Here is a 3,383-nt window from a genome sequence, read left to right as displayed (position 1 = left end):
TTTAACCGTACAGGGAGTTCCATACCTTCTTTTGGAAACGGTCTGCATTGCATTTTTAGGAACGATTGTGGGGGCATTTCTTGCCATTCCCTTATCCTTTTTATCCGCCTCCAATTTGATGCCGGCTCCCATTGCCTATTTCAGCCGTCTGGTGATCATGGCGGTGAGGACCATTCCGGCCTTTGTATATGGCCTTATGTTCATCCGCGTCAGCGGTCCCGGTGCATTTACCGGACTTTTAACCATGTCCGTCTGCTCCATCGGTATGGTATCCAAAATGTATATCGAAGCAATCGAGGATCTGGACACCAGGATTCTGGAATCTTTAGATGCCTGCGGCTGCAATACGTTCCAGAAAATCCGGTATGGAATCCTGCCCCAGCTGATTCCCAATTTTGCATCAACGGTGATCTACCGGTTTGATATCAACTTAAGGGATGCAACGGTTCTGGGACTGGTGGGAGCCGGAGGCATAGGTGCGCCTCTGATCTTTGCCATGAATGCCTACCGGTGGAATGAGGCTGGAGCCATTCTGGTCGGCCTTGTGGTTTTAGTTCTTATTGTGGAATACATATCCACCAAAATACGCGTGAAGCTGGCCAGGGGGTGATCAGTTGGAGAAACAGGCAAGAATTTATTACACCTCGGATGTGCACGGATACCTGTTCCCTACCTCTTACGGTGACAGGAAGGAACGGCCCATGGGACTTTTAAACTGTATCTCCAACTTTCAAAAAGATGGAAATACTCTTGTATTTGACGGAGGAGATACGCTGCAGGGGGCACCTTTCGCCACCTATATCACTTCCCGGAAGGAAGCTGTCCCTGGAGTAAACCCCATAGCAAGGGTATACAATGAGGCTGGTTATGATGCCGTTGTTCCAGGAAACCATGATTTTAATTTTGGCTATGAGTGTCTTGCAGATTATGTTCAGGCACTTAAGGGAATCTGTCTCTGTGCCAATGCCAGAGACTTAGAAGGAAAGGCACAGATAACAAGGAGCCGTGTCTTTACGCTGGAAAATGGGCTTCGCCTGGGAGTGACCGGTGTTGTGACGGATTATGTTAACGTGTGGGAGCAGCCGGAACATTTAGAGAAGATCCATATTACCGATGCTTTTGAAGCGGCGGCAAAAGAGCTGGAAAGGCTGAAAAGCCAGGCAGATGTCACCGTATGCATTTATCACGGCGGCTATGAATGTGATCTTGACAACGGAATGGTTTTAAGTACATCAGGAGAAAATGTGGGCTGCCGCATTTTAAAGGAGCTGGATTACGACATCCTTTTGACCGCCCACCAGCATATGTCAGTTCCCGGAAGAGATCTTTTCGGAACCCATACCCTGCAGCTGGCTCCTAATGCCACGCAGTATGCCTGTCTGGATATCGGGCTTGAAAACGGGAAGGTTTCGGTGAAATCTTCCATCTGCCCCGCTGGGGAGGTTCATGGGAAAGAGCCTTACCAGTCTCTGCTTCCTCTGGAGGAGGCGGTTCAGGAATGGCTGGATGTGGACATCGGCCGTTTGAAAGAGCCGGTTCCGGAAAAGAGCAAGCTTGATATGGCCCTCTATGGGTCGCCCATTGCAGATTTTTTCAATCAGGTACAGCTTAACTATACGGGAGCGGATATCTCCTGCGTTGGTCTGGGAAATTCACCCATCAGCCTGCCGGATCATGTGACTATGCGTGATCTGGTGCGGGTCTATCCGTTTTCCAATACCCTTGTGGTCCTTGAGGTAAAGGAAGAATCTCTGAAAAAGGCTTTGGAGCGCTGCGCCGGATATTTTACTTTAAAAGATGGGAATATTGAGATATCAGACATGTTCTTAAAGCCTAAGGTGGAGCATTATAATTATGATTATTTTTCCGGGATCACCTTTGAAGTGGACTTAAAAGAGGCTGTGGGAAACCGGGTGAAGAAGATCCTGTATAAAGGAGAACCTCTTGCAGGCCGCACCTTAAGCCTTTGCATGAGCGATTACCGGGCCAGCGGCACCGGAGGTTATGAGGTATACAGGGAATGCCGGGTCATAAAACGCATTGGAACAGAGGTTCCACAGATGGCCCTGGAGTATTTGCGTAAGCATTCTGTGATAGAGATTGTTAATAACGGCGGTATGATTCTGTTATAATAAAAATACCGGGCCTTAAAAATCAATGAAAATGAAAGAAATAGATTCATTTTTTAAATTAAAAAATTTAAAAAATAAGTTTATCCGGCCGTTCTTCGGAAATTTCTTGACAAAAAACGGCTCTTCCTTTAGTCTAACCCTATACCGGAGACGGCAGAAAATTTCAAGGCAACGAAGCCATAACATTGTGCATTGGCACAAAGAGTTATGGCTTCGTTTTTTTCTGAATTAAAAAGGAGGAGCTGCAATTATGGATCATGGAGATTTGGCCTGGCTTTTGATCAGTTCGGCACTGGTTTTTATTATGACGCCGGGGCTGGCATTTTTTTACGGAGGTCTGGTAAAACGCAAAAATGTTATTAATATGATGATGTCATCTGCCATCATCATGGGAGTCGGATCTGTTATGTGGGTTTTGATCGGTTTTTCCCTGTCTTTCAGCGGTGACCTGGGAGGAGTCATCGGTGATTTACGATGGGCAGGTCTCAATTTCAACACCTTTACGGACACAACCCTGCCTTATCCCAACACCCTGGCCTTTGCCATATTTCAGATGATGTTTGCCATCATCGCCCCGGCGTTGATCACGGGAGCCATTGCGGAGCGGATGAAGTTTGCTTCCCTCGTTCTTTTTATGGTGCTATGGTCATTGATCGTTTATTATCCCCTGGCTCATATGGTATGGGGAGAAGGCTATTTATTCCGGATCGGTTCTGTTGATTTTGCAGGAGGAAATGTGGTACATATCAGCTCCGGCGTCAGTGCGCTGGTACTTTCCATTCTCCTTGGAAAACGAAAGAACCTGGGAAAAGCGCCTTACCATCCTCACAATATCCCCTTCGTATTTCTGGGTGCTTCCCTGCTCTGGTTCGGCTGGTTTGGTTTTAACGGCGGCAGCGCTCTGGCGGCAAATGAGCTGGCTGCCCATGCATTTATGACGACCAACACGGCAGCGGCCTCTGCCCTGCTTTCCTGGGTACTGGTGGAGGTTATAAAGAACGGAAAGCCAACCCTTGTGGGAGCTTCTACCGGTCTGGTCATCGGCCTGGTGGCCATAACTCCCGGTGCCGGCTTTGTACCGGTCTGGGCGGCAATCATTATCGGAGGGTTTGTCAGCCCTATTTGTTATTTTTTTATCGATTACGTGAAGTCCAGATTTGGCTATGACGATGCCTTGGATGTATTCGGATGCCACGGGATCGGCGGTATCTGGGGCGGGATTGCCACCGGAATATTTGGGAAAACCAGTAT

At 47.9% G+C, this 3,383-nt stretch carries 3 protein-coding genes; all 3 read left to right on the top strand.

Translation table 11 applies throughout. The features are described 5' to 3' along the window. On the top strand, window positions 1-610 hold a 610-nt coding region (gene phnE / locus RT269_RS29940), incomplete at its 5' end, for a phosphonate ABC transporter, permease protein PhnE (RefSeq protein ID WP_313188170.1). A gap of 4 nt (window positions 611-614) precedes the next feature. After that, complete coding sequence (locus tag RT269_RS29935) at window positions 615-2,132, top strand: bifunctional metallophosphatase/5'-nucleotidase (protein WP_313188168.1); 1,518 nt, start codon at window positions 615-617, stop codon at window positions 2,130-2,132. Between the two features lie 250 nt (window positions 2,133-2,382). Beyond that, window positions 2,383-3,383, top strand: a 1,001-nt coding sequence (locus tag RT269_RS29930) for an ammonium transporter (protein WP_313188166.1), incomplete at its 3' end; no start/stop codon positions are given.

Origin of the sequence: Lacrimispora sp. (assembly GCF_032078915.1) — a bacterium.
Classification (GTDB): Bacteria; Bacillota; Clostridia; order Lachnospirales; family Lachnospiraceae; genus Lacrimispora.
This window is presented reverse-complemented; position numbering and strand designations above follow the sequence as displayed.